Raw genomic sequence first — 21061 nt, forward strand, 5'->3', positions numbered from 1 at the left:
AGATGCATGAGCTGGCCGTGCTCTGCCTCGTACTCGGTTACCGCGCCACCCCCGGAATCGTCGATTCGGAATCTCCACGTGGTGGCTTGACCGGCGGGAATCACCGAATCATCAGTAATCAGCGCCATATCGGAGGTGCTGGACTCGAGCCCATTTATCACTGCCGAGGGTTCGCCGGCCTTGCTCGACGATGGCTGAAGGGAAGGCTCCGCACTATCGGTACCGCTGTTCGCGCAGGCCGTGAGTGATGTCACGGCGGCGGCGACCACAGCCGCCACCGTCATGTACCGAGGCAGACTGCGAATATCCATCGGGTTGGATCGCTTTCGTTGTTCCACCGACCAGGGGAGGAGATGTCGGGGGTCGAAATGAAGGGTAGCCCGATCAGGGATTGCCGATTGATCAACACATTCACCTCGCCCCAGCGAGTAGATCGGGGTTGGTAACACCACTGCAGCATGAGCTTCAGCGAGTGTGTCGCCGCACGCACTGATCACCTGGTCGTCGGACGCGCCGCCGAGGGACGCCGGCGTCGATTGGCCACATATGGGGTGAGCTCTTTACAGGGCAGGGATCGGGTCGTCGGCGATTCCGAGCCCGAGATGTTCGATGTGATATACCGCTTCGTCGAGAAGCATCGCCACGTGATTGTCGTACAGGCTGTACACGACGTTGCGGCCCCGCCGCGTCCCCGTCACCAACCCCATCACACGCAGCAGCCGCAGTTGATGCGAGACAGCGGACTGCTCCATCCCCACCGCCTCCACCAGGTCACCCACAGAACACGCCCCGTGCCGCAGCCGAGTCAACATCCGCAGTCGACTCGGCGTCGCCAACGCCTGCAACGTGGCAGCGACCGTCGCGGCCGACTCCGCATCGAGCTGCGCGGGCGGTGTGGACGTGCCTTCGACTCCGTGACCCATGTGAAGCATCTTACCCACCATGATTACATGAAGAGGTCTTCATGTACTCCTGTATCGTGGCATTCGTTCCCCCCGCCACCAGCCGGAAGCCATGCCATGCCATGACCACCCCCGTGCGCAGCGATCCCCACACCGAGTCCGCGGCGCCCCGGCCCGCAACCGCCGTCCGCACCCGGCCGTTCGCACTCCCGGAAGTGCGGCGGGCAGCCACCGCGACCGGGCTGTTCGTCCTCGGGCTTACCGCTCAGTTCGGCGGTGCCCCGACCTGGCTGTGGTGGACGCTGTATCTGGGCTGCTACGTCACCGGCGGGTGGGAACCCGCACTGGCGGGCTTGCAGGCGCTTCGAGAGAAAACCCTCGACGTCGACCTGCTCATGATCGTCGCCGCGATCGGCCAGGTCCTCGACGGCGGCCTGCTGATCGTCATCTTCGCCACCTCCGGCGCACTGGAAGCATTCCTGACCCAGCGCACCGCCGACTCGGTGCGCAGCCTGCTCGACCTTGCTCCCGAACGTGCCACCGTCATCGGCCCTGACGGGCACGAAACCATGGTGGATGCAGCGTCATTGACGGCAGGTGATGTGATCGTCGTCCGACCGGGCGAGCGGATCGGCGGCGACGGCCGGATCATCTCCGGAAGCAGCGATGTCGATCAGGCCTCGATCACCGGAGAACCCCTACCAGTGGCAAAACATCGCGATGACGAGGTGTTCGCCGGGACTCTCAACGGGACCGGCACTCTGCGAATCCGGATCGATCACGCGGCATCGGAAACCGTCGTCACGCGGATCGTGGCGATGGTCGAAGAAGCGTCCGCCACCAAAGCGAAGTCTCAGCTGTTCATCGAGAAGGTCGAGCAGTACTACTCGGTCGGAGTCGTGTCCGCGACCCTCGCAGTGTTCTTCATCCCGGTCGCGCTCGGGAGCGCCCTGCAACCGTCGCTGCTGCGGGCAATGACGTTCATGATCGTCGCCTCCCCGTGCGCAGTCATGCGGGCGACAATGCCGCCGCTGCTGGCGGCGATGGCCAACGCCGGCCGCAACGGTGTGTTGGTCAAATCCGCCGTCGTGACGGAGCAGCTCGGTTCGGTCACCACCGTCGCGTTCGACAAGACCGGAACCCTCACCAACGGGTCCCCGGCACTGACCGATGTCCGGCCGATGAGCGGGGCGAACCTCACCCCCGACGAGCTGCTCACGTTCGCCGCCGCTGCCGAGCATCCGAGCGAGCACCCGCTCACTGCCGCGATCGTCGCCGCTGCCCGCCAACGCGGGCTGCAGGTACCCCCGGTCGAAGAGTTCGACTCCGCCCCCGGGCGCGGAGTGCGAGCACGCCTGAACGGTCGCCGGGAGCAGGTCGGCAGCCCCGCCCACCTGCTCCCGGCCGCATCGGGCGCGGTCGCGGACCGTGGCACAGCCCAAGCGATGTCTACGGCCGCCGAGATGGAAGCCGGCGGAAAGACCGCGATCGTGGTGATCGTCGACGCCGCACCGATCGGAGTACTCGGCCTGGCCGATCAACTCCGCGACGGTACCCGCGGCGGCGGCGACGAACTGACCGCCCTCACCGGACACATACCGGTGCTCCTGACCGGCGACAATCCCCGCGCCGCCGCTGCGCTCGCCGCACAGGTCGGGATCACAGACGTGCGAGCCGGACTTCTCCCTGAAGACAAGGTCACCGCCGTCGCCGACCTCGAACGCAGCGGTGCGAAAGTTCTACTGGTCGGCGACGGCGTCAACGACGCCCCCGCACTCGCCGCAGCGCACACCGGCGTCGCCATGGGCCGCGCCGGATCCGACCTCGCACTCGACACCGCCGACGCCGTCATCGTCCGCGACGAACTCGCCACCATCGCGCGCGTGATCGCCCTCTCACGCCGTGCCCGGCGCATCGTGATCGCCAACCTCGCGATCGCCGCCACCTTCATCACCACCCTCGTCCTGTGGGACCTGTTCGGGCACTTACCGTTACCCCTCGGCGTCGCGGGACACGAAGACTCCACCGTCATCGTCGGACTCAACGGAATGCGACTCCTTTCCCAACGCGCGTGGCGCTACGAGACAGGCAACCTCGGGTGGCGCCGGGCTCGATCCATCTAGAGAAGAGGTACATCTCCCAAGCAAAGGTCGTCCGCCTTCGATTGCCTGCGCGCTACGTAGTGGCGAAGGGAACCCGCGAGTTTTGCCGCGGGACGCCGTCAATGGACCACCGCCATGAGCAATCTACTATTGACGATAGTAGATTGTTGATCGACACTGTCCCAGACCACTCGATCCGAGCATAGGAGAACTCCATGAGCTTGGCGCCGTTCCTCGTCGTAGTTCTCGGAATTCCAGCAGGAATGGCCGCCATAATTGGACTGATGACCGCGGGCAACGAGAGAAAGAGCCGAGTTGACCGACCGATGCGACGGATGCGTGCGGAGATCAGTCGACTCAATTCAGAGAACGCAGCACAGTAGCCCGGCATGGCATCGACCATGCTCACCGCCGATACACTCGTGCTGCATCTCATCTCGCAACCACGAGCGGGACCACGGACGTGGGGTCAAGATCCTTCCTCGGGAGAGGCGACGTCGTGCAGCCAAGGTCGGGCGCGAGAATCGAACTCCCAACGCAACACCAAATCGGATCCCATCACACTGTCCACGTCTTCCGACTGACCAGACAGCCGGCTTCCACATCGGGACCGGCATGCATCATCTCCTCCTGACATCCCGTCAGCTTCCAACCTACGGAAGCAGGGCGTCCGGTCGAGCGGGGAGTCGACCGGTTTCGAGGAAGATGATGCGCCGTCCGATTTCCACAGTGTGATCGCAGAACCGTCCGAGCAAGGTGACGTCGACAGCAGCTTGCACTCCGTGCACCCATTGCTGGGCCTGGGTCACGGTGAACAGGCGCCGGCGCAGCTCGTCCATGACCGTATCGGCAGCGACAAGCTCTTGCGCGCGAGCAGAATCGACGTGCCGCAGTATCAACTGCGTTTCGGTCGCCCGGGCCACTGCTGTCCGTCCCATGTCCGCGACGACTGCCCGCGCTTCGAGCGGTACGGCCGGTGCCGGGTGGCGCAGGCGCGCGATCTTGGCGATGTGGACGGCCAGTGCGCCCATACGGTGCAGGCTCGCGGCGATGTGCAACCCGCCTACGGTAAATCGCAGGTCATGCGCCACAGGGGCCTGCAAGGCGAGAAGTGAGAACGCCTTGTGTTCCCAATCGGAGGCGGCCCCGTCGAGGTCGGTGTTCGCGTCAAGCACTCGCTCGGCGGTGCGAAGGTCAGCATCGAGCAGGGCTGACGTTGCCTCCGACATCGCCGTCACGGTGAGCCCGCACATCGACGCCAGGCCACACGAGAGGTCGTCGAGGCTGTCGGCGAAATGTGTGCGCATCTCATCACCCTAGATGTGTACCCAGCGGTTGTTTCGTCTTCAGTTCGATCCGGGGCATCGGGTCCATTGCGCCTCTTCTCGGCCTCCGTCCGGGCAATACCGCTTCTGCGCCCGCCGGTGACGGGTAGAAATGGATTGAAGCCGACAGCCGTAATGGGTGCTGTCGGCGAGGTGCCTGTGGTTAAGCAGTCAGCCGCAGGTGCTGACCACAACGCGATTCAGTCTGTCGTCGGTCACGAACCGAGCAGCAGCTGATCGAATTGCGAACGCAACCCACCGAGTAGAGCCAAGTCTGCGCGAACACGGGCGCTCAACTGCTCGGAAACCTGGCGGAGTTTGACGTTCTTCTGCTCCAAGCACCAGATGAGAATGTCGAAGGCCCGCTCCGCGGAAATTCCGTACACGATCATCAGCATCACTTTGGCCTGCTCGATCGCTCCACGGGAGCTACTGATCTTCATCGACCAACTCGCCGACCGACTCCCTGACCCATGCGGTCGAGCGTTTCGGTGACGTCTATGTAAAAGACCGGCACTACCGATTACTTCGTCGTTGTCGCCGAGGATGCTGTCGCCCACCACGATCACCGATCTCGTCACACCATTCGTGTCGATGATGCGATGTCGACTACTGAACGGCCCAAACTGGTCGCCGCCGGCACCGCCCTCTACGAGGCGTGAGGCATTATCTTCCTCGAAGACCAACTCGCGGAAGCCCGCCGCATCAACACCGAACTTCAACAGCAAGAAAGCGGACCCGGCGCATCACCCGAATACGCCCAGCACCTCCGACATCACCCCTCCTCAATACTCTCCGCTACGCCACCACACCCACCTTCGCGGACTGCATCTTCACAGGGCCGGATCTGCCCGAGCGGAAACGTCAGGAGTCGAACGCAGACAATGCTTTCGCTACAGTCGATCAATGCAGCACAATCCCGACGTGGCGTTGCACTCGGCCCACCGAACGCGAGGTCGCGCAGGCCGAAAATTCGGTGGGCCGCCTCTGACTGCGCGCCCGTCTACCCTGACACCGGGCCTCACGGCCCATCAGGTCGGACGTCTCACCCTGACCTGGTGAACCACGGTGGAACTGTGTCCCCCAACTGGCGAAAACACATACCCTCGCTCGGCCGCCGAAAACATGGGTACAGAAGAATTTCACCCCGGACAGCGCCTAGGAACCTTCGGCGATCTTGCCGCAACGCCTGGCCGGGGGCAACGCCTAGAACACACACTCGCCTACGCGACCCCATGGTGGCAGACGTGGATTGATGGTGTCGACGTGTGCTCAGCACATACCCAGGACAAACCTCACCTCACCTCACCTCGACCGCCCGCGACACGTACGGCCTAGTCGTACACGTCCGGGAGCGGGCGCCGGCATCTACCGGTCTCGTCGGTCCTCTGCCTTGTATGGTCGTCGAGACTGCCCTCCCAGCGTCAGAGCCCCATCGGTTGGGTAGAGCACATATAGTCCTGCAATGATGCACGGCCCAATCTCGCAGTTGCACCGAAAGCTCGCTCTCACTCGTCGATCTCGGCCAGAGAACCACGAACGGCACGGAGGACCTCGCGAGATCAGTCCGAAAAGCGAACTCCATTCCGCCACAGCATTTTTCGCCGTGTCGAAAAGTCAAGACGGTCGGTGCTACGCCTGCAGCGCAAGTTTTCCAATCTGTAACTTCGATTATCTGTGCGCTAGCCGCCGAAAAGCAGTCCAGTGCAAGCCGAACCTCTACGCAATACAGTCAGGAGAACCGGATGACACCACACCCGAAGAGGGAGCATCACCGTGATCCGTCAAACGCCTGAGTCCGCGGGCGTGAGTGGTTTCAGCAACCGCCTCAGTGCTCGTTGATCCCAGGTCCTTGATGAGTGTGTATTGCGCACCGATTCGACACCGTAAAATCGACCTGGGAAGCCATGCAGTGCAGTTATTTGCGTAACACGCGAATCTCAGATCTCTCCATCCCAGGCATCGTCGTGATCGCGCGCAGCGGGAGTTGGCATGCCATGTTCGAGCCCACGAGCTTTCATTTCCCCGTTCACATAGTAGAACCGCGCCTTTTGATTCGGGGTGTGGCGATCAAACCTGTCGTACAAGTATTGGTACTCCTCGACCAGGTCATCGCCCGTCATTCGGTAAACCGACAGAGGCGCCTCGTCATTCGTCATCGAATCGCCTCCTTGATACAGCGGCGCCGCAAGAGAATCTCGAAGACCATTCCCCGGCCGAGCGGACTTCGCAACGTGGATTTGCGGTTGGCCCACGGGACAATTACACACCTGTCTCCGACGAGGTCAAAGGATGATCCCAGCTTTCGATCGGCTTCGGTCATGACACCCCAGGTTCCGTACGGCTCACCAGCACCCAGGGCATCAGGGGCAGTTCTGACAAATCCGCCGAGTCGGCGAATCCCACCGGCTTCCAGCAGTAAGACCACCCTTCACCGGCACTCGAACCCCGCCTTCCGTCACGCCCTCACCCGAATAACCTATAACCAAACCCGTGACTGCATTCAAACAAGCAGCAGGAAGGCAAGACACGAAGGAATCCCCCGCCGCCTCGAACGCACCAGTCGCGCCCACGGCGTAGCCTACGAAGATCATTCTTTGGGCACTCATACGTTGTCTTCGCTTCGAACGCCACCGTGGACGTGCCCGCCGACTTCAATTCGATCACGAATCGCTCAGCTCAGACCGGCGTAGGAGTGCAATCCGGACACGACCATGTTGATGATGAACAGATTGAACAGCATCGCGACGAATCCTGCGATGTTTATCCAAGCGGCTTTGGTCTCGCGCCAACCTGCGGTCGCTCGGGCGTGGAGGTAGGCGGCGTAAATCACCCAGGCGATAAACGACATCGTCTCTTTGGGATCCCACCCCCAGAACCGACCCCAGGCTGCCTCCGCCCAGATCGCGCCGAGGATGACGCCGACACCAAAGAGGGGGAAGCCGACGATGACGGTTCTGTAGGCCAACCGGTCGAGTGTCTGGGCGTCAGGCAAACGACGAGCCATCGCACCTACAGGCCCGCGGCGCTCCGCGCCGGCGGGCTGTCGGATCCGTAGTAGGAACGCGAGGCTGGCCACGCCGGAAACCAGGAAGACGCCGCTGCCGATGCTGACGATTGTGACATGGATCGGAAGCCAGTAGGACTGCAGAGCCGGAACGACAGGCGCTGCGTCGGCGTAGAGCAGGGTTGCCGCAACGAACATCAGGATTAGGACCGGCGCCAGAAGAAAAACCCACATCGCGCGGTATGTCTGCCCACGCAGAAACACGATGCCAGTCGCCGTTGCGGCCACGGTGGCCATGGTGACAAACTCGTACATGTTGCCCAACGGGAAACGTCCGGTTGCGAAGCCACGCAACACGATCGACACAAGGTGCAGGCCCAAGCCCACGACGAGAACCGCGGCACCCATGTTGCCGAGACGCTCGGGCACTGGCTTCGGCGGAGCCGAAACGATCCGTCGGGGCACTTCCGGCGACGGCGCCGAGACTCCCCCTGCCGCTACAAGCTTCCTGCTCCCCAACTCGAACCGGTGAACGTGGTCGGTGCGTGTCGCGGCGTAGTGCCAGATCAGCAACACGAGTGCTAACAGATACACGGCGAAGGCCGACTGGAACGACAGGTCACTCAGCCTGGCAATGGTTTGGTTGATGGGCACGGTGGGTCCTCTCCTGAGCCATCCGGGTTCTCAGATCAGATGCGGCCGCACCCGTCCAGCGAGTTTCTACTACTCGTACGTCATTCGTGGTCCATTAATCCGTGCCGCAGACTTGGCAGAATCGCACAACCTACAATTCCGTCTGGGATGCGCCGGACCCGCCGTACGCGTCATTGCCCTGACCTCGGCGCACTGCGGTTTCGATCAGTCGTTCGTTCAGATCAGCATGCCCGTAGAGGTCGGCGAGGGCACACATTTACTACTATGCCCGATAGTAGTCAATGTTGTGTGGCTCAACGGGGAGTCGCCCGGAAATGAGGCTGCCGTCGGATGCCGGGATCGATACCGCGTTCCGCGGCGCTGAGTGATACGCCAAACCCCTCAGAGCGCAAGGGCTCGCTGACGCAACGAACATTGCCATGCCACCGAGCGAACACGTTGACGCATTGATCTGCTGACCGACCCTCCGGGGACGCGACTTCGCGCTCACGGCAACGCTTCTAGGTGCACTGGACCACGTGCGCGATAGATGGGCGAATGTATGGATACGCTCACCAAAGGCGGGGTCGACCGTGCATCCGCATTGAGCCTCTGCTCCGACGACCTCACAACCCGAACCGCTACGCCAGAAGTCGCCGAGCTTGAGAGTCGCCCCAAATGGCTCCCAAACTGGACCTTACATGCATAGGTGCGCATGTAACAATATCGGAGCGGAAAGAGGGCGCAGACAAGCGCGAGGGTGGGGAAATCCTTGACCGCGTCCACACCGACCCCGAGCTTGAGGCGGACGTTTTCGAAGAGCTCGACCCGGGCGCAAGGCCAACAAGCTGCTCGACGACATGAGCGACGTCGAGGTGGCCGGTGTGCTTGGTCTCATGCGCGCAGACGACGCCGCCGTCGCAGTCGCAGAGTTACGACAGTCCCGCCGTCGACGAGTGCTCGATCTGATGCCGGCCGGCCAACGCACGAAGGTGATCACACTAATGGGGTTCAATTCGTCCAGCGCCGGCGGCCTGATGAGCGTCGACGTCATCTCCTGCGCCGCCACCGCCACTGCGGCGCAGGCCCTGTCGGCAACCTCAGCAGCACGGTCCATGCAGCCCGAGGCTCCGCTGAAGGTGCACGTGCTCACCAACGCCGGCCGGCTGATCGGGGTGGCGTCGGTTATCCGACTGCTGCAATCGGAGTCGGTGACCCCGATCGTCGACATCATGGACACCGACCCTGTGCGCGTGACCCCCGTGGCGGACCTAACCGAGGTGGCGGTGCTGATGGTCGACTATAATCTCGCGACGATCCCGGTCGTCGACGATGCCGACCACGTCGTCGGCGTGGTCACCGTCGACGATGTCCTGCCGCCGGGTAGAACGACTTGACTCCGTAGCCGGGTACAAGGTTCACAATGGCAACATGCGTAGCAGTGAACTGGCCACCCGCGCCGGGGTGAACGTACAGACGTTGCGGTACTACGAACGGCGCGGACTCCTGCAGCAGCCTCCACGATCCGCCTCGGGATACCGCTCATATCCGGACGAAACTGTCGAAATTGTCCGGTTCGTCAAACGCGCCCAGGAACACGGCTTCAGCCTCGACGAAATCAACGAACTTCTCCATCTCGCCGGCGGCGGACCGGACGATTGCGACACAGCTCGGCGACTGGCGCAGACGAAGATCACCGAGTTCGACGAAAAGATCCGAGATCTGCAACGCATGCGGGCCTCGCTGACCGAGTTCGCGTCCACCTGCGCGCGACCGCGAGCGGACCGGCACTGCCCCATGCTCCAGACACTGCACACCGACACAGGACGACCATGATGAATCTCGAAATTCTGCAAGTCCCGGACTGCCCTAACGTGCCGATCCTCGAACAACGAATCGAGCACGCTCTTTCAGGCATGCCGATCGAATGGGAACTGCGCCGCCTGGTCATCGAGGATTCCCAATCAGCAGCACTCACGGGTATGGCCGGGTCTCCGACGTTGCTCGTCGACGGCCACGATCCCTTTGCCGAACCGGATCAGGTGCCGAGCGTGTCCTGCAGGCTCTACCGCGACGCCGCGGGCGCTGTCGACGGCGCTCCTACTGTGTCGGCGCTGAGGAGAGCATTCGGAATGGATTGACCAACGTGGACAGTCGTTGACTGCTGCTCCGAATTCGGCTTCGGCAGCAGCGATCGCCGTGACCTAGCCCCTTCCCGCGTCACACCGGGGGATGAAGGAAGTCTTCATCTATGCCGGCGTGACAGTGGGAAACTCTTCACGCGGTGCGCGACGCGCGACGCTTCTCATCTACGACCATCACCTCGTCGTTGATCCGGCGTCGCAACGATCGGAATGCGATCGCAGAGATGGCGAATCCGAGCAGCAAGGCCCCGAACAGTGACAAAGCGCCGGGGATTTCGAGGTCGAATACGGCGTTGATTCCCATGACGATCACTGCGAGCCCAGCGATCAGGGCGAGTCGAGCTGCGGTGTAATACACCATCAATCGCACAAGCTTCGACCGTGCAATTCGTGTCAATCGTGTCGGCGACGCTTGATGTGAATCCAGTGCTGGAATTTCGGGGCGAGCCGACGAGCTGGGTCGCCCCTCCGGGGCGGATTGACGTTTCACAGTGCTCGATTCAATAGTTGGACTCGGGCCCTCTGCCGCTGCTGAGCGAGGGCCGGTGGAAGAACCAATATAGCTACTATGCACAATAGTAGTTCAGTGTTGTTCCCCAATTCGCCGCACCATACTTGGAGGAAGTGCATGCAGGCACGGTCGCGATGGCTCATGTTCTTCTTGGCCGTGATCGCCCTCCTTGTCGTGGCAATCTGGCCTCGATCCACGTCAACCGAGGCCCACACCTCGACCCGGCCGCAAGTGCCCCCGGCCGCATCACAAGGGGAAGAAGAAGCTCCCAACTCGGGGCTTTCATCGTCGTCCGCGGCAGCGGACGTTTCCTGTCCAGTGGCCCCGGCGGCACCGCCCGTGAACGGAAAACTCCTGGGAATCAAAGCGACGTGTCTTGGCGAGAGCACTGAAGTCGACCTCGGCGCAGCGCTGTCCGGGGAACCCACCTTGATCAATCTCTGGGCATCGTGGTGTGGGCCGTGTCGATCGGAAATCCCAGTCCTGAACGATTACGCAGGCAGCCCCGGCGCGATCCGTGTGGTCGGCGTCAATGTCCAGGACGACATGTCAGCAGCACTAGCACTTCTCACGGACGCCGGCGTGCGCTATCCCTCGTTCGCCGCCATCGACGACGTCGGAATTGCACTGTCGGCGCCGCCAGTTCTGCCGCTGAGCTTCCTCGTCCAACGTGACGGGTCCGTCGACCAGGTCACAGCCCCCATGGTTTTCGAAAACACGGACCAAATACGCTTCGCTGTAAGTGAGTTGATGAAATGACCGTCCCCACACCCGCGCGACAACGGATGCACCGCACCCCGCGAGCGCATGCCCATCCCCTCTCACTCGTCGTTATTCTCACCGCGATCGTCGTCGCCGCGAGTGGGTGTGCAACCGGCACCGACGCAGTCGCTTCGGGTGCCAACTTTGATTTCGTCTCACCGGGAGGGCAAACCGATATCTTGTACGACCCACCCGAGTCGCGAAACATGATCGGCGTATTGGCCGGGCCTGACCTCATGGCCGAAGGTAACGACATTTCACTGACCGATTACGCAGGTCAGGTCGTCGTGATCAATCTGTGGGGGCAATGGTGCGCCCCGTGCCGGTCCGAAGCCGACGATCTCGAGCGCGCATACGAGGCAACCAAAGACCTCGGTGTTCAGTTTCTCGGGATCAATGTTCGGGATCCTCAACGTGACAAAGCTCAGGACTTCGTCGTCGACAACAGCGTGAGCTACCCCTCGATCTACGACCCGTCGATGAGGACCTTGACAGCGCTCGGCGGAAACTACCCGACCAGCGTGATTCCCTCCACATTGGTGTTGGATCGACAGCATCGCGTCGCCGCCGTGTTCCTTCGCGCACTTCTCACCGAGGATCTACAACCTGTCATCGAGCGTGTGGCGGCCGAACGGTGAACGAACTCGCCCAAGGCATCGGGTCCAGCTTCCAGACAGCCGCCGCGAGCGGCCCGTTGCTGCTGGCCGTAGCGGCGTGTGTTCTCGCTGGTCTGGTGTCTTTCGCCTCACCATGTGTGGTGCCACTGGTTCCCGGATACCTGTCATATCTGGCCGGCATTTCCGGAGCGGACTCCCCTGCGGTTGCCCCTGCCAATGCGACCTCGAAACCCGTCGGAAGATGGCGGGTGACCGGGGCCGCAGCGATGTTCGTTGCGGGATTCACCGCAGTGTTCGTCCTCGCCACTGCCTCGGTATTCGGGGTGATCGGCACCCTTCGTATCAACGAAGCGCTGCTCCAACGCGTGGGTGGTGTGATCACCATCGTGATGGGGTTGACGTTCATCGGCTTCATTCCTGCCCTGCAGAAAGACGCACGGTTCGCCCCGCGGCGCATCTCATCCCTTGCCGGCGCTCCCTTGTTGGGGGGCGTGTTCGCGTTGGGTTGGACACCGTGTCTCGGCCCCACCCTCGCTGGGGTTATTTCGGTTGCGGCCGGAACTCAAGGCACGACAGCAGCGCGAGGGGTGATACTGATCGTCGCCTACTGTCTGGGATTGGGACTTCCGTTTATCGTGCTGGCGTTCGGGTCGGCGAAGGCGCTCCGCGGCGTCGGATGGCTCAAACGCCATTCACGGACGATTCAGATCGTCGGCGGAATAATGCTCGTCGCTGTCGGCCTGGCACTGGTCACCGGCGCGTGGGGCATGTTCATCGGCTGGTTGCGCAACGAATTCGTCAGTTCGGTCGTGTTGCCGATATGACAGATAGCGCCACCGCGGGAGCTCGCATCCGTCGCCTCCCGAGACTGATGATCCGAGAAAGCATTCGGCTACTGCGCCAGAATTGGCGCAGGTTGACATCGATGAGTACCGCGCTCGTGCTCCTGTTCCTCTTGGCGCTCGCAGCACTTCCCGGCGCTATGTTGCCTCAGCGAAATCTCAACGTACAAAAGGTGTCCCAGTACATCGCGGCCCAACCAACCCTTGGCCCGTTGTTCGACAAGCTGGAGTTGTTCGACGTCTTTTCCAGCTTCTGGTTCACTGCGATCTATGTCCTGCTGTTTCTCTCTCTCATCGGCTGTCTGGTTCCACGCTTGCAGGCGCATCTCGGCGCGCTTCGGAGCCAACCTGTGCGAGCGCCTCGAAATCTGTCCAGGTTGCCTCACCATTTTCGCGGCGTAGTAGATATCTCGCATGACGAGGCCCTCACCAGAGTGCGGCAGTCGCTCAAGGGCTGGCGGGTAGCGGTCAGGTCCGAAAAAGATTCCGAGGTAGCGGTTTCCGCGGAGAAGGGGTATCTGCGAGAAGCAGGGAATCTGGTGTTCCACTTCTCGCTGATCGGATTGCTCGTCACCGTCGCCATCGGCAAGTTGGTCGGGTATGAGGGTTCGGTGATCGTCATTGCCGACGGCGGCCCCGGTTTCTGCAACACGTCACCCGCTGTGTACGACTCGTTTCGCGCTGGAAGTGCAACTGATGGAACGGGTCTCGCACCGTTCTGCATCAAGGTGAACGATTTTTCCGCGGACTATCTCGATACCGGTCAGGCGGAAATGTTCACCTCCAACATTTCGTATCAGAGTGGGCAGGACATCGCGACGAATACGTGGAAGGACTATCGCCTTCGGGTCAACGAACCGCTGCGTACCGATGGCGCCCGCGTCTATCTGACCGGCCACGGGTACGCGCCGCAGTTCACGGTCACATTCCCCGATGGACAATCCCGTACCGAGACAATGCAGTTTCAACCGGACGACGCGGTGACGTTCCTGAGCAGTGGGGCGTTGCGGTTCGATCCACCCGGCGGTTCGTTCCCCGATCCGAACGAGCGCCGGAAGAATCAGATCGCCATCGAGGGACTCTTCGCACCGACCGCGGCCTTCAGCGGGACGCTCCTGACTTCGTCGTTTCCCGATGCGCGTGACCCTGCGGTCGCGATCGACATCTACAAGGGCGATACGGGTCTGGATACCGGCATCCCGCAATCGATCTTCTCGTTGAACAAGGAAATGATCAACCAAGGAAGGCTGGTCAAACAAGATCGTGTGAACCTTCGCCCGGGAGAGACGCGGACTCTCACCGATGGAACACAGGTTCGGTTCGACGGGGCCAAGGAATTCGCCAATCTGCAGGTGTCGTACGACCCTGCGCAACAGTGGGTTCTTGTCTTTGCGATCACGATGATGCTCGGACTATTGATCTCGCTCGTGATCAGGAGGCGGCGAGTGTGGATCCGTCTACGCCCGGGGGCGGGACCGGAGCAGGTTGATCTCGAACTCGGTGGACTGGCGAGGACCGATCATGCCGGGTGGGGCGGCGAATTCGACGATCTCTGTGAGAAATTGTTGACGGATCAGCGAAGCTCTCCCTCGATAAGAGCGGGCATGTGAAGGTTCCTTCGGCCAAACGTGCAATCGCTACCGACTGCGACACTGATACAGGCCCCAAAGATGACCGGCCCACGCGGCGCAGCGGTGGGATTGTCCTGGGTCTCGCGTTTTCGGTGGGCGCTGGATGGCTGCTGTTTCTCAGCTTTCCGCCGCGCACGCTGTGGTTTCTCGCCCCTGTCGCCATCGCCCTACTGACGGTCGTTCTCCGGGGTCGTAGTCTCCGTGCGGGTTTCGGATTCGGCTATGCCGCGGGACTGGGGTTCTTCGTTCCCTTGCTGCCGTGGGTCGGAGCGTACGTAGGTGCAACGCCTTGGTTGGCGTTGGCGGCGATTGAAGCGCTCGCGTTCGGCGTGTTCGGCGTACTGGCGGTGGCCGTCGGCCGCGCTCCGCTTTCCCCGGTGTGGATTGCGGGTGCATGGGTCACCGCCGAAGCACTTCGTAGCCGAATTCCGTTCGGCGGTTTCCCGTGGGGGCGTTTGGCCTTCGGGCAGGCGGACAGTCCGCTGCTGCCGTTGGCTTCGATCGCAGGGGCGCCAGGTCTTTCCTTCGTGACTGCACTGACCGGAACACTCATCGCCTGGTCACTGGCCGGACCCTCCCGTGTTCGATGGCAAGCATTGGCGAAGGGTGGCATTGCCGTCGTCCTCATCTTTGTGAGTGCATTGGTGACAAGTTCTCCCGGTGCCGCCCCTGACGAGGTCGTCACAGCGACCGTCGTTCAGGGCAACGTGCCGCGACTCGGCCTCGATTTCAACGCCCAACGCCGAGCGGTGCTCGACAATCATGTTGCTCGCACCGAGCAGCTCGCTGCCGATGTCGCGGCGGGTCGCGTAGCCCGGCCACGGCTTGTTATCTGGCCCGAAAATGCTTCGGATATAGATCCTTTGGTGAATCGGGATGCGGCAGAGCGACTGGACCGAGCAGCCCGTTCGATCGGGGCACCGATCCTGGTCGGTACGGTTCTCGTAGGTGAGGCGGGCACCTCGATCAACAGTGTCATGGTGTGGGATCCCACGGATGGCCCTGGCCAGCAACACATCAAACGACAACTCGTGCCGTTCGGGGAGTATCTGCCGCTCCGATCGATCGTTCGTGCAGTGTCGTCGTACGCCGATTCTGCGGGCAATTTCGTTGCCGGGAACGGGAACGGTGTCGTCGACCTCAACGGAGTTCAGGTAGCTGTTGCCACGTGTTACGAGGTGGCCTTCGACGATCTGGTGACCGAGTCGGTCCAGGCGGGAGCCACCGTCATCGCGGTTCCCACCAACAATGCGACCTTCGGCCGGACGGAGATGACCTTTCAGCAGTTGGCCATGTCGCGGGTGCGGGCAGTCGAGCACGGTCGCACTGTGTTGATCGCCGCGACCAGCGGTGTCAGTGCGATCATCACGCCGACGGGAGAGGTACGCCAACAGAGTGAGATCTTCACAGCACAGGCATTGACCGACGAGATCGCCCTGCGTTCCGATCTCACACCGGCAACACGTCTGGGCGCGGTTCCCGAGATCGCCCTGGCGGTGATCGTCCTTTCTCTCGCTGCCGCATCTCTTCGGGGGCGCGTACCGCTTCTGTCTCGGCAGAAGAACGAAACCATGAATTACTATGATTGATAGTAATTCAGTGTCGGTGCCAGCGCGCAAGGGAACGAGTCCACCAATGTCGAAGAACCGCAAGAAGAACACACCCCGCCCCCGCGGCGGTGGGGTGCCCGGTGGCCGAAGTTTTCCGTGGTCGATATCGATCGCAGTCCTGATTATCGCCGGCCTGGTCTCGGTCATCGCCTACAACATGGTGCCCAAGGCCATCGAGAGAACCGAAGCGCAAAAATACGCTCCGAGCGCGGACAACCCGGACCCGTCGAAGTCGATCGAGGGGGTGACCGAAATCGAATATGCTGCCGCCAATCATATCCAAGCGCCTCAGCGTGTGGCATACGATCAAACTCCGCCTTTGGGCGGAGCGCATGATCAGTACTGGGCAACGTGCACAGGCATCGTCTACCCGGAGCCGATTCGCACAGAGAATGCGGTGCATTCACTCGAGCACGGCGCGGTTTGGGTGTCCTACGATCCTGACTCCTTGAACTCGTCCGACGTCGATGCCCTTGCCTCCCAAGTAGATGGTGAACCGTATTCTCTGATGTCACCGTTCCCCGGCATCGATTCACCTGTTTCGATTCAATCGTGGGGGCACCAACTCAAAGTCGACAGCGTCGACGACCCCCGTATCGCAAAGTTCGTCACCTCCCTCAAACAGAACCCGAACACCCATCCGGAGGTCGGGGCCAGCTGTGCAACCGTCCCCGGCGGATTCGACCCGAAGGCTCCTTCCCCCTTCGACGCATCTCCGCCAGGCCCTGATGCGATTCCCGCAGCATCGGAGCAGTCAGCAACTGGTCTCCCCGGGGCAACGGCCACACCGACGCCCGCGATCACGGGAGAACGCCGCAATGGTTGAACACGCTCCGGTACCCATTGAGACCGAGTCGATGTCCGATTCATCGGGCAATCGCCGTGACACGAGGCCCACAGCGTTGGTTCTCGGTGTTGTCATCGCCCTGTTGGTCGGAATCGTCATCGGACTGTGGGCAAAGGGACGAATCGAAAACACCTCGCAGAGCGCCCCAGCCGTCGGCGCAGTAGAGGTCGGCTTCGCGCAGGACATGTCCGTTCACCACGGGCAAGCGGTCGAGATGTCATCCCTCGCACTGATGAACACAGCCGACCCTGCCATCCGTACGCTCGCCTACGACGTCGTCACTACTCAGCAAAGTCAGATAGGAATGATGCAGGGGTGGTTGTCCCTCTGGGATCGACCAGCCCGGGGCACGGGCGAATACATGGAGTGGATGCCCTCGACTACCTCGGCGATGAATCACTCGATGCCCGGCATGAGCACCGGACAAAATGATTCCGGCACAAATTCGTCAGCTGTGATGCCCGGCATGGCTTCTCCTGCCGAACTCGCGGAACTACGCGCGCTGACAGGGCCGGCATTCGAAATTCGCTATCTGCAATTGCTGTTGCGCCACCATCAAGGGGGAATTCCGATGGCCCAATACGCCGCCGACAATGCCGATCTCCCCGTCGTGACAAATCTTGCGCGACAGATCGCCGCCACACAGCAAGCCGAATCGACCGCATTGCGAGAACTGCTCGCAATGCGAGGCGCCCAACCGATTCCGATGAACTGACACTCTTCTCACCCGCCGTCGCATCTGCTGAACCGGGGGTTACCGAATTCTGCGAAATTCATCGACGTGGGAGGGTTTTGAGGAACTCGTTGTATGCCTCGAGATCGACGTCACCGTCCCTGGCGGCCTTTTTGTCGACGGCGGCGTTGGTGTGGGTCTCGTCGCGATTCCACCTCATCGCGAAAACCACCATGATGATCAACGCGACCGGTTCTCCGTACGACCATGCCAAAGCCCCCGCCATTTGTTGATCGGCCATCAGATCGACGTTCCAGGACGCCGGCGGATTGGTGAAGGTACTCAGAAGCGGCGAGGTTGCCATCATCAGGATCACGCCGATGAAAACATGGAGAGGCATTTCGACGAACAGGTCGAAACATCGCCCCAGGTTGCTTTGCTTGACGGGCAACGGCCCCGATGAGAGCACCGGAACGATGAACAACACTCCAGTGGCCAGGAAGAAGACCTCCAGGCCCGTGTGACCGACCCAGGACGACGCCACCAGGTCGAACACCGGAGAGAGGTAAATGCCGTAGTAGCTGAACAGGAACAGCGGAATCGTGACGCCGGGGTGTAGCAGAATCTTCGCCGTCCGGCTTCTGAGTGCCGTCAATGCAAGCTTGAGGATCGGAATTCCCCAACCTGCATGAGGCGTGGAGCGCAGCAGAAGCAGACCTGGACTGCCGAGAACCAGCAGTGGTGGAATCGCCATCGACAAGGTCAAATGCTGGAACATCCAGATACTGAAGAGTTCGTACCCGTAGCCCTCGACGGCGAGCCCCGTGACCAGGATCAGCAATATACAGCCGAAGAGGAAGCTCGCCGTCCTCGTCCACGGCCACACCCGACCGGAAGCCGTCACCCGGTAGACACCCCAGCAGTACCACGCTGCCAGTAGGACTCCGATCAGTGGTAGGACCGGGAGCGGCTGCGGCGCCCACCCCACCATTGCTCCGAACGAAGGCACGGCCTCGGGTAAACGTATCCAGTCCATCACCTACGTTGTCCCTCCCCGCTCGTACTGTGTTGTAAAATCTCAGCGCTTCGAGCGCTTGTCTCCGCGGAGAACGATGACCATCCCGATCACGAACAGGATTGCCACTGCGCCACCGAGAATCGGCAACAACAGTGGGGATCCGTCGTCGGAGTCGGCATCGGCGGTCGCCGCCGACGGCGCAACAGTTGCCGGAGGTGTTGCACCTCCGGGAAGCGGCGCCGCATTGTTCGTCGCCGCGTTCAAGGTGAAGGAGTACGACCCCGTGATCGGGTGTCCGTCCTCAGAGATCACCCGGTAACCAACGGTGTAAGTGCCAGACGACATCTGACCGGTCGTCACGAGAGAAACGCGCTCTCCCTGCACCGACGGCTCCCCGGCTCCGACCTGCGTCCCGTCGGCCGCACTGACGGTCACGTTCGCGAAACTCGTCTGAATCTCCTGATTGAAAACCAATTCCACCGAACTCGGCGCAGTGTCGAGAACTGCGTCGGCGGATGGAGTCGATCCGACCAGTGCACTGTGTGCTTGCGCGGTGCCTGCGCTTATGAGCGCACACCCCGCAGCCACCAGCAGCACAACCATTGCACGCCTCAAAATCTGTTCCTCCTACTCGGCTCACACCATCGAGGTGCGGAGTCCGGCGATCGATGCACACCGCACTTCGCTGAGACAATACCTCCGACTACTATGTTGCATAGTATTCAGGGCTGTGTGGTGGCCGGGAGGTTGCACGCATCGACGAACTCCGATCAGGTAGGCGGATCCATGAAGTTGACCACCAACGCGAAATTCTCGATAGCCCTGGTAGCTGTCTTCGCTGTCGTCCTCGGCGCACTGTTGCTCGGCAACCGCAGCGCGACGGAGACCACCAACGCCGGGGCTTCGGGCGCGTCGGTTCTTCGCGACGACACACACCTGCTGTCCACTGCGCCGGACAACGACGTCGTTCTGGTCGAATTCCTCGACTTCGAGTGCGAGGCATGCCTGGCCATGTATCCGACGATGGAGCGGATACGTGCTGAGTACGCTGACCGCATCACGTTCGGTGTACGGTACTTTCCCATTCCCAGTCACACGAACAGTGGACTCGCGGCGCGAGTGGTCGAAGCGTCGTCCCGGCAAGGGAAGTTCGTCGAGATGTACCAGCGGATGTATGACACGCAGACCCAGTGGGGCGAGTCGTCCGAGTCCCAAGAAGCAGTATTTCGTTCATTCGCACAGGATCTGGGACTCGACATGGCAGCCTTCGACGCGGATGTGAACGACCCGGCGGTCGCCGAACGTGTCGAACAGGATTTCAACGAAGGAATCGACCTGGGAGTGCAGGGCACGCCCACACTGTTCCTCAACGGCGTCCAGTTGCCGTCGATGCCGACGTACGACGATCTCACCGCTCGCATCGACGCAGCACTGTCCCAATGACATCGACGGGTTCACACGGCACCCAGATTGATGCCGGAGCGTCTTCATCTGTCGGCGCGCATCCGAAAGTGTGCTCTGCCTCTGTGACCGGATGGATTCTCGTTACTACTGGCGCTCTCGGGTTGGCGGCGTCTCTGATTCTGACCATTGAGAAGATTCAGCTTCTCGTGGATCCCTCATACCGCCCGTCCTGCAGCATCAACCCCGTCCTCAGCTGTGGATCGGTGATGAGTTCTCCCCAGGCGTCGATCTTCGGTTTCCCGAACTCGATCCTCGGCATAGTCGGGTTCACCGTCTTGCTGACCACGGGAATCGTGACCCTCGTCGCAACAAACGCACTGCCTCAATGGTATTGGCGCTGTATCGTCATCGGATTGTTCGCCGGCGCGGTGCTGGTTCACTGGCTGATATTCCAAAGCCTGTACAGAATCCAGGCACTGTGTCCGTACTGCATGCTCGTGTGGGTGGTGACAATGACAGCCCTGTGGTACGCCACTTTGCACCTGTGCACCCGTAGCCGCTCAGCCTCCTCTCGAACCGTGACGAGAATCGTGACCGTCGGCACCAAGAATCACACGCTCGTGCCTACTATTTGGGTCTTGTCCGTCGCGAGCATGATTCTCAACGCATTCTGGACCTACTGGTCGACGCTGGTCTGAGAGTCTCACGAGAATCCGCCGACGCCGTCGACCTCGGTAGTTGCGCGAGCAGTCACCCCTTAACGCAACTACTATGGATCTTAGTTTTTAGATCCGCAATCTTCTCGACCATCGGCGATTGAGGCCAGACCAAGGAGACGACCATGAAACTCATGGGTGCAGCGAAAGCGTTAGTCGACAAAGGCAAGGAGGCTGCCTCGAAGAACGCAGACAAGATCGAAAATGCAATCGACAAAACTGCCGCTTCTGCCGAAGCCAGGACGGGCGGAAAACTGACCAGCCAGATTCAGAAGGCTGCGCTTGCAGCAAAGAGAGCAATTCCTCCGAAGAAGTAG

Annotated in this window: 22 protein-coding genes and 1 pseudogene; 15 read left to right on the plus strand and 8 right to left on the minus strand. The window is 61.4% G+C overall.

Going from position 1 to position 21061, the window contains the following annotated elements; translation table 11 throughout:
- Positions 1–2: 2 nt before the first annotated feature.
- Entirely contained in the window at positions 3–248 is a 246-nt protein-coding gene (locus tag EHW12_RS31870; RefSeq protein WP_125053196.1) for a hypothetical protein, read from the plus strand.
- Between the two features lie 312 nt (positions 249–560).
- On the opposite strand, the gene EHW12_RS31875 is transcribed toward EHW12_RS31870, so the two are convergent.
- The gene (locus EHW12_RS31875; protein ID WP_064444960.1) at positions 561–923 is read right to left on the minus strand and encodes a metalloregulator ArsR/SmtB family transcription factor; all 363 of its coding nucleotides are present in this window, start codon (positions 921–923) and stop codon (positions 561–563) included.
- A 101-nt stretch (positions 924–1024) separates the two neighbouring features.
- Between EHW12_RS31875 and EHW12_RS31880 the strand changes: the two genes are divergently transcribed.
- Complete coding sequence (locus EHW12_RS31880; RefSeq protein ID WP_164490666.1) at positions 1025–3025, plus strand: heavy metal translocating P-type ATPase; 2001 nt, start codon at positions 1025–1027, stop codon at positions 3023–3025.
- Between the two features lie 632 nt (positions 3026–3657).
- On the opposite strand, the gene EHW12_RS31885 is transcribed toward EHW12_RS31880, so the two are convergent.
- The 4 genes from EHW12_RS31885 to ccsB all read right to left on the minus strand — a co-directional run bounded on the left by EHW12_RS31885 (position 3658) and on the right by ccsB (position 7990).
- Positions 3658–4311, minus strand: a complete 654-nt coding sequence (locus tag EHW12_RS31885) for a PhoU domain-containing protein (protein WP_064444875.1) — start codon at positions 4309–4311, stop codon at positions 3658–3660.
- Between the two features lie 233 nt (positions 4312–4544).
- Positions 4545–4772, minus strand: coding sequence for an ANTAR domain-containing protein (locus EHW12_RS35635; RefSeq protein ID WP_231783883.1), 228 nt, complete (start codon positions 4770–4772; stop codon positions 4545–4547).
- Positions 4773–6269: 1497 nt separating this feature from the next.
- The gene (locus EHW12_RS31895) at positions 6270–6488 is read right to left on the minus strand and encodes a hypothetical protein (protein WP_084326696.1); all 219 of its coding nucleotides are present in this window, start codon (positions 6486–6488) and stop codon (positions 6270–6272) included.
- Between the two features lie 515 nt (positions 6489–7003).
- A complete protein-coding gene (gene ccsB / locus EHW12_RS31900; RefSeq protein ID WP_064444871.1) occupies positions 7004–7990 on the minus strand; it encodes a c-type cytochrome biogenesis protein CcsB in 987 nt (328 codons plus the stop codon).
- 702 nt (positions 7991–8692) lie between these two features.
- On the opposite strand from ccsB, the pseudogene EHW12_RS31905 reads away from it, so the two are divergent.
- The 3 genes and pseudogenes from EHW12_RS31905 to EHW12_RS31915 all read left to right on the plus strand — a co-directional run.
- A pseudogene (locus EHW12_RS31905) lies at positions 8693–9345 on the plus strand (CBS domain-containing protein); the annotation flags it as partial.
- Between the two features lie 55 nt (positions 9346–9400).
- Positions 9401–9805, plus strand: a complete 405-nt coding sequence (locus EHW12_RS31910) for a MerR family transcriptional regulator (RefSeq protein ID WP_064444868.1) — start codon at positions 9401–9403, stop codon at positions 9803–9805.
- Positions 9802–10110 (plus strand): hypothetical protein, encoded by a 309-nt coding sequence (locus EHW12_RS31915; protein WP_064444867.1) that lies wholly within the window; start codon positions 9802–9804, stop codon positions 10108–10110. The genes EHW12_RS31910 and EHW12_RS31915 overlap by 4 nt, the downstream gene beginning before the upstream one ends.
- A gap of 136 nt (positions 10111–10246) precedes the next feature.
- Here EHW12_RS31915 and EHW12_RS31920 read toward each other — a convergent pair whose 3' ends face one another.
- The gene (locus EHW12_RS31920) at positions 10247–10474 is read right to left on the minus strand and encodes a DUF4229 domain-containing protein (RefSeq protein ID WP_082920753.1); all 228 of its coding nucleotides are present in this window, start codon (positions 10472–10474) and stop codon (positions 10247–10249) included.
- 267 nt (positions 10475–10741) lie between these two features.
- Between EHW12_RS31920 and EHW12_RS31925 the strand changes: the two genes are divergently transcribed.
- Genes EHW12_RS31925 through EHW12_RS31955 form a run of 7 tightly spaced genes read left to right on the plus strand, consistent with a single transcriptional unit; the run spans position 10742 to position 17648 of the window.
- On the plus strand, positions 10742–11383 hold the full coding sequence (locus EHW12_RS31925; protein WP_064444865.1) for a TlpA disulfide reductase family protein: 642 nt from the start codon (positions 10742–10744) through the stop codon (positions 11381–11383).
- Positions 11384–11409: 26 nt separating this feature from the next.
- Positions 11410–12024: a TlpA disulfide reductase family protein gene (locus EHW12_RS31930; RefSeq protein ID WP_064444864.1), complete on the plus strand. Its 615-nt coding sequence runs from the start codon at positions 11410–11412 to the stop codon at positions 12022–12024.
- Positions 12021–12827: a cytochrome c biogenesis CcdA family protein gene (locus tag EHW12_RS31935; protein WP_064444863.1), complete on the plus strand. Its 807-nt coding sequence runs from the start codon at positions 12021–12023 to the stop codon at positions 12825–12827. Before EHW12_RS31930 ends, EHW12_RS31935 begins: the two co-directional genes overlap by 4 nt.
- 47 nt (positions 12828–12874) lie before the next feature.
- Complete coding sequence (locus EHW12_RS31940) at positions 12875–14455, plus strand: cytochrome c biogenesis protein ResB (protein ID WP_125053621.1); 1581 nt, start codon at positions 12875–12877, stop codon at positions 14453–14455.
- On the plus strand, positions 14452–16065 hold the full coding sequence (gene lnt, locus EHW12_RS31945) for an apolipoprotein N-acyltransferase (RefSeq protein WP_011133456.1): 1614 nt from the start codon (positions 14452–14454) through the stop codon (positions 16063–16065). The genes EHW12_RS31940 and lnt overlap by 4 nt, the downstream gene beginning before the upstream one ends.
- A 46-nt stretch (positions 16066–16111) precedes the next feature.
- Positions 16112–16912: a DUF3105 domain-containing protein gene (locus tag EHW12_RS31950; protein ID WP_011133455.1), complete on the plus strand. Its 801-nt coding sequence runs from the start codon at positions 16112–16114 to the stop codon at positions 16910–16912.
- 31 nt (positions 16913–16943) lie between these two features.
- Positions 16944–17648 (plus strand): DUF305 domain-containing protein, encoded by a 705-nt coding sequence (locus tag EHW12_RS31955; RefSeq protein ID WP_095996212.1) that lies wholly within the window; start codon positions 16944–16946, stop codon positions 17646–17648.
- Between the two features lie 58 nt (positions 17649–17706).
- Here the strand turns inward: EHW12_RS31955 and EHW12_RS31960 are convergent, their stop codons facing one another.
- Together EHW12_RS31960 and EHW12_RS31965 are read right to left on the minus strand one after the other, a co-directional pair.
- Positions 17707–18642: a cytochrome c oxidase assembly protein gene (locus EHW12_RS31960; protein WP_030538024.1), complete on the minus strand. Its 936-nt coding sequence runs from the start codon at positions 18640–18642 to the stop codon at positions 17707–17709.
- Positions 18643–18684: 42 nt separating this feature from the next.
- Entirely contained in the window at positions 18685–19227 is a 543-nt protein-coding gene (locus EHW12_RS31965; RefSeq protein ID WP_225320455.1) for a copper resistance CopC family protein, read from the minus strand.
- Between the two features lie 183 nt (positions 19228–19410).
- Between EHW12_RS31965 and EHW12_RS31970 the strand changes: the two genes are divergently transcribed.
- The 3 genes from EHW12_RS31970 to EHW12_RS31980 all read left to right on the plus strand — a co-directional run bounded on the left by EHW12_RS31970 (position 19411) and on the right by EHW12_RS31980 (position 21061).
- Complete coding sequence (locus tag EHW12_RS31970) at positions 19411–20067, plus strand: thioredoxin domain-containing protein (protein WP_030538023.1); 657 nt, start codon at positions 19411–19413, stop codon at positions 20065–20067.
- Entirely contained in the window at positions 20064–20726 is a 663-nt protein-coding gene (locus EHW12_RS31975) for a vitamin K epoxide reductase family protein (RefSeq protein WP_030538022.1), read from the plus strand. Before EHW12_RS31970 ends, EHW12_RS31975 begins: the two co-directional genes overlap by 4 nt.
- A gap of 143 nt (positions 20727–20869) precedes the next feature.
- Positions 20870–21061: an antitoxin gene (locus EHW12_RS31980; RefSeq protein WP_030538021.1), complete on the plus strand. Its 192-nt coding sequence runs from the start codon at positions 20870–20872 to the stop codon at positions 21059–21061.

This window comes from Rhodococcus sp. NJ-530 (assembly GCF_003860625.1).
Classification (GTDB): Bacteria; Actinomycetota; Actinomycetes; order Mycobacteriales; family Mycobacteriaceae; genus Rhodococcus_F; species Rhodococcus_F qingshengii.